Genomic DNA, 5,330 nt, shown 5'->3' with positions numbered 1-5,330 from the left:
CCCCGGATGTCCGGGGCGGGCGGCCGCGTACGTGTACGGACCCGCCGGCCGCTCGGGCGAGCGGCCGGGAGCCGGTCAGGCCTTGTGCGCGTCCTTGGAGCGGTCCGCGCGGGCGGCCTTGTTGGCCTCCCAGCCCGCCCAGGCGGAGGTGACCATCTCGCGGACGTCGTGCCGGGCCTTCCAGCCCAGCTCGGCGGTGATCTTGTCGGCCGAGGCCACGACCTTCGCCGGGTCGCCGGGGCGGCGCGGGCTGATCACCGGGGCGTGCGTGTGGCCGGTGCCCTGGTTCAGCAGCTCGACCATCTCCGCGACCGAGACGCCCTCGCCGCGCCCGATGTTGACGGTGAGGTCCTTGTAGTCCCCGGTCGCGGCCCATTCTGCGAGCTTGCGGGCCGCCGCCACGTGGGCCTCCGCGAGGTCCTCGACGTGGATGTAGTCGCGGATGCAGGTGCCGTCCGGGGTCGGGTAGTCGTCCCCGAAGATCTTGGCCCCCTGACCGGCGTCGTAGCGCTCGAAGACCATCGGGACCAGGTTGAACACGCCGGTGTCGGCGAGCTCGGGGGTCGCGGCGCCCGCCACGTTGAAGTAGCGCAGGCAGGCCGTGGAGATGCCGTGCGCCTTGCCGGCCGCGCGCACCAGCCACTCACCCGCCAGCTTGGTCTCGCCGTAGGGGCTGAGCGGCGCGCAGGGGGTCTCCTCGGTGACCAGGTCGACGTCGGGCATGCCGTAGACGGAGGCGGAGGAGGAGAAGAGGACGTTGCGGACGCCGGCGGCGGCCACGGCCTGGAGCAGGACCGTGAGGCCCTGCACGTTCTCGTGGTAGTAGTACAGCGGCTTCTCGACGGACTCGCCGACCTGCTTCTTGCCCGCCAGGTGCACCACGCCGGTGATCTTGTGCTCGGCGATGGTCCTGTCCAGCACCAGCCGGTCCAGTACCGAGCCGACCACCAGCGGTACGCCCTCCGGAACGCGGTCCTCGTTGCCCGTGGAGAGGTCGTCGAGGACGACGACCTCCTCCCCCGCGAGCAGCATCGCGCGGACGACGTGCGCGCCGATGTACCCGGCGCCACCGGTGATCAGAAACGTCATGTGTATCTCCTGGTCCTGTCCTTGTTCTGGCTCCAGCCGGTCCCGCCGGGGGCGTTCGCCGCCGTACGGTCCCCGCTGGTGGTTCAGCCCGTCCCGCGGCCCGCCCGGGCCCGGTGCAGGCGGTTGCGCACGAGGTAGAGCGCGCCCTCGACGCCCGGTGCGAGGCGCAGGGCCAGCGCGCCGGATCCGGTGCGGTACGGCTGCGCCAGCAGCACACCGTACCGGCTGCTGGGCAGGGCGCGACGGTGGAGGAGTCCGCCGTGGGGGCGCAGGGAGGTCAGAAGGGAGCTCCCGTCGGCGAAGCGCACGCCCACCTTGACGGTCCAGCGCTGCATCCGGCGCAGGCCCTGCCGCCGGCCGGTGTCGGCCAGGTCGCGGAGCCGGAAGGGCAGTACCGCGCTCCAGCCGCCGTCCGCGTCGGGAGTGAGGGCGACCGGCCGGGCGAGCACCGGATCGCCGCCCGAGCGGGGCAGGAAGTGCAGCTGCGCGGTCTCCGGGCCGGCCTCGGCGAGGCGGCCGTAGAGGTCGTGCAGGCGAATGCGGACGGACGCGCGGCCCTGCGGTTCGGCGTCCACGGAGACGGGCAGCTCCGCCACCGGCAGCCCGGTCAGGCCGTCCAGCTCGACCGGCAGCTCCGCGCTCCACACGGGCGTCCCCGCCGCGTCGGCGGCGTAGGGCGGCGGCAGCAGTGGCGGCTCGGCGGCGAGGCGGGTCAGGCGCACGACGTCGGCGGGCGGGGTCGCGGTGGCGCGGAGCACCCGCACGATCCAGCGGGTGGGGGCGGTCGCGGCATCGAGGTCGGCGGCGGTGAAGGTGTCGAGGTACGCGCGGGTCGAGGTCCACCAGGCGGCCTGGTAGCCGGGGTCCTTGCCGACCTCGCGCAGGTACATGCGCAGGTCGTACTCCAGGAACTTCACCTGGCAGGCGCGGCCCAGCTCCGGGGAGGCGTCGGCCAGGACGCGGGAGGCCGTGCGGTGGGCCTCGATGCGCGAGAGCCAGTTCCCGACGTCCTCGCGGTCGAGGGAGATGGACACCTCGGCGGCGTCGCGGCGCACGTGCCAGATGTAGACGAGGTCGCCGATGACGGCGATGCGGGGGGCCGCGGCCAGGACGCGGGCGGTGAAGACGAAGTCCTCGTAGACGAAGCGGCCGTCGGGGAAGCGCAGGTCGTGCTTGCGCAGGAAGGAGCGCTCGTACAGCTTGTTGACGCAGAGGGTGTCCCGGACCAGCTCGGGCCGGTCCGCGGGCCGCTCGATGACGTCGCCGGGGGTGTAGAGCCCCGGCATCCACGGCACGTCGTGGTGCAGCGGCAGCTCCCGCCGTACGGCCGCGCCCACGGTGACCGGTGCGTCGTGCTCGACGGCGGCGCGCAGCAGGGCCTCGGCCGCTCCGGGCGGCAGCACGTCGTCGCTGTCGAGGAAGAGGACGTACGGGGCGGTGGCGGCGGCGATGCCGTCGTTGCGCGGGGTCCCGCATCCGCCGCTGTTCTCCTCGCGGTGAATGACCCTGAGGCGGGGATGGACGCCGGCCAGCTCATCCAGCACCTTCGCCGTGTCGTCGGACGAGGCGTCGTTCACGGCGATGACCTCGGCGACCACCGGGCCCTGGGCGAGAGCCGACGAGACGGCTTCGCCCACGAGCCCGGCGTCGTTGTACGCGATCACCACAACGGCAACGGTGGGGGGGTTGTTGTCGTTCACCCGGTGGATCCTAGGCGACCGAGGTGAAAGCGCCCTCGAACCCGGCCGGGTGAACACGCCGAAAATCGGATTAGAAGGGCCGGAACTCGTCGTACTCCTGCTGGGCGGAGTCGTCGCGCGTGGCGTCCTTCTCCTTGCGGCGCTGCGTCGCCGGACGCGGAGCGTCCAGCCGGTGGTCCTCGCCGCGGCGGCCGAGCATCTCGGCGCCGGCCATGACGGTCGGCTCCCAGTCGAAGACGACCGCGTTCTCGTCGGAACCGATGGCGACGCCGTCACCGGCGCGGGCGCCGGCCTTGCGCAGCGCGTCCTCGACACCGAGGCGGTTGAGGCGGTCCGCCAGGTAGCCCACGGCCTCGTCGTTGTTGAAGTCGGTCTGGCGGACCCAGCGCTCCGGCTTCTCGCCGCGCACGTTGTAGACGTCCTCGGCCTCGTCGTAGGTGACGGTGAAGCCGGCGTCGTCCACGGCCTTCGGGCGGATGACGATACGGGTCGCCTCCTCCTTGGGCTTGCGGGCACGGGCCTTGGCGATGACCTCGGCGAGGAAGTACGAGAGCTCCTTGAGGCCCGTACGGGCGACCGCGGAGACCTCGAACACCTTGTATCCGCGGGCTTCCAGGTCCGGGCGGACCATGTCCGCGAGCTCCTGGCCGTCGGGGATGTCGACCTTGTTGAGGACGACGAGGCGGGGCCGCTTCTCCAGGCCGCCGCCGTAGAGCCGCAGCTCCTCCTCGATGACGTCCAGGTCCGCGATCGGGTCGCGGTCGGACTCCAGCGTGGCGGTGTCCAGCACGTGCACGAGCACCGAGCAGCGCTCGACGTGGCGCAGGAACTCCAGGCCCAGGCCGCGGCCCTGGCTGGCGCCGGGGATCAGACCCGGGACGTCGGCGATGGTGTAGACGGTCGAGCCGGCCGTGACGACGCCCAGGTTCGGGACCAGGGTGGTGAAGGGGTAGTCCGCGATCTTCGGCTTGGCCGAGGAGAGCACCGAGATCAGCGAGGACTTGCCGGCGCTTGGGAAGCCGACCAGCGCCACGTCGGCGACGGTCTTGAGCTCCAGGACCACGTCGCCGGCGGTACCGGGGACGCCGAGCAGGGCGAAGCCGGGGGCCTTGCGGCGGGCCGAGGAGAGCGCGGCGTTGCCGAGGCCGCCGCGGCCGCCCTCGGCGGCGACGTAGGTGGTGCCCTGGCCGACGAGGTCGGCGAGGACGTTGCCCTCCTTGTCGAGGACGACGGTGCCGTCCGGCACGGGCAGGACCAGGTCCTGGCCGTCCTTGCCGGAGCGGTTGCCGCCCTCGCCGGGCTTGCCGTTGGTGGCCTTGCGGTGGGGGCTGTGGTGGTAGTCCAGCAGGGTGGTGACAGCCTGCTCGACGACCAGGATCACATCGCCGCCGCGACCGCCGTTGCCGCCGTCGGGGCCGCCGAGCGGCTTGAACTTCTCCCGGTGAACGGAGGCGCAGCCGTGGCCCCCGTTACCCGCGGCGACGTGCAGCTCGACGCGGTCCACGAAGGTGGTCATGGGTGTTCCTCCAGATACATACGGGAATGTCCCGGGCAGGCCTTGCTGCCCATTAAACGTGTCTGTATGACAACGCGCCGAGGGCGGACCTCTCTTCCCGGCTCGTGCCGGGAAGAGGTGAGATCCGCCCTCGGTAAGTTACGAACGCTTGATCAGCAGGAGCTGGATCAGGCAGCCGGAACGATGTTCACGACCTTGCGGCCACGGTGCGTGCCGAACTGCACGGCACCGGCCTGCAGCGCGAACAGCGTGTCGTCGCCACCACGACCGACACCCGAACCCGGGTGGAAGTGGGTGCCGCGCTGGCGGACGAGAATCTCGCCGGCGGAGACGACCTGACCGCCGAAGCGCTTGACGCCGAGCCGCTGGGCATTGGAGTCGCGCCCGTTACGGGTGGACGATGCGCCCTTCTTGTGTGCCATGTCTCAGTCCCTCTTACTTCGCAGCCGTGGGGATACCGGTGACCTTGATCGCCGTGTACTGCTGGCGGTGACCCTGGCGACGGCGGTAGCCGGTCTTGTTCTTGTAGCGCAGGATGTCGATCTTGGCGCCCTTGTGGTGGTCCACGATCTCGGCCTGGACCTTGATCCCGGCCAGCACCCACGGGTCGCTGGTCACGGCGTCGCCGTCGACAACGAGCAGGGTCGAGAGCTCGACCGTGTCGCCAACCTTGGCAGTGGAAATCTTGTCAACCTCAACGATGTCACCAACAGCAACCTTGTGCTGGCGACCACCGCTGCGCACGATGGCGTACACGCGGATCTCTCTCTCACTCGGGACGGGTGCTCCTGAAGCCAGCCGCTCAGTCGGGACCCCGTCTCGCGACAGGACCGCACTGATCCGGATTGGACGAGCGGCCTCTCCCGTACGGCGCTTGCGCGCACGACGCGGGAGGAAGGTGCTCAGGAGCGCGGCACGCGCCGGGCAGATTGCCCAGGCATGCCGACGGTCTAGGTTACGGTCCCGGTTCCAGGGGGTCAAACCGGGACCTGGACGGCCGTGGGCCCCGCCTCTCGGCGGGGCCC

The 5,330-nt window shown here is 71.4% G+C and carries 5 protein-coding genes; all 5 read right to left on the bottom strand.

Annotated elements, in window-relative coordinates:
- Positions 1-75 precede the first annotated feature (75 nt).
- On the bottom strand, positions 76-1,089 hold the full coding sequence (gene galE, locus ACFWUQ_RS31045; RefSeq protein ID WP_384544683.1) for a UDP-glucose 4-epimerase GalE: 1,014 nt from the start codon (positions 1,087-1,089) through the stop codon (positions 76-78).
- Positions 1,090-1,172: 83 nt separating this feature from the next.
- Positions 1,173-2,789: a glycosyltransferase family 2 protein gene (locus ACFWUQ_RS31040; protein WP_384544681.1), complete on the bottom strand. Its 1,617-nt coding sequence runs from the start codon at positions 2,787-2,789 to the stop codon at positions 1,173-1,175.
- A gap of 70 nt (positions 2,790-2,859) precedes the next feature.
- Positions 2,860-4,305: a GTPase ObgE gene (gene obgE, locus ACFWUQ_RS31035; RefSeq protein ID WP_384544679.1), complete on the bottom strand. Its 1,446-nt coding sequence runs from the start codon at positions 4,303-4,305 to the stop codon at positions 2,860-2,862.
- Positions 4,306-4,472: 167 nt separating this feature from the next.
- Complete coding sequence (gene rpmA, locus ACFWUQ_RS31030; RefSeq protein WP_030027134.1) at positions 4,473-4,727, bottom strand: 50S ribosomal protein L27; 255 nt, start codon at positions 4,725-4,727, stop codon at positions 4,473-4,475.
- Positions 4,728-4,740: 13 nt separating this feature from the next.
- Entirely contained in the window at positions 4,741-5,061 is a 321-nt protein-coding gene (gene rplU, locus ACFWUQ_RS31025; protein ID WP_030159347.1) for a 50S ribosomal protein L21, read from the bottom strand.
- Positions 5,062-5,330 lie beyond the last annotated feature (269 nt).

Source organism: Streptomyces sp. NPDC058662 (genome assembly GCF_042716255.1).
Classification (GTDB): Bacteria; Actinomycetota; Actinomycetes; order Streptomycetales; family Streptomycetaceae; genus Streptomyces.
This window is presented reverse-complemented; position numbering and strand designations above follow the sequence as displayed.

Excerpts from the sequence above, each read along its gene's own strand:
- galE (WP_384544683.1), bottom strand. The coding sequence starts at position 1,089 with ATGACGTTTCTGATCACCGGTGGCGCCGGGTACATCGGCGCGCACGTC.
- obgE (WP_384544679.1), bottom strand. The coding sequence starts at position 4,305 with ATGACCACCTTCGTGGACCGCGTCGAGCTGCACGTCGCCGCGGGTAAC.
- rpmA (WP_030027134.1), bottom strand. The coding sequence starts at position 4,727 with ATGGCACACAAGAAGGGCGCATCGTCCACCCGTAACGGGCGCGACTCC.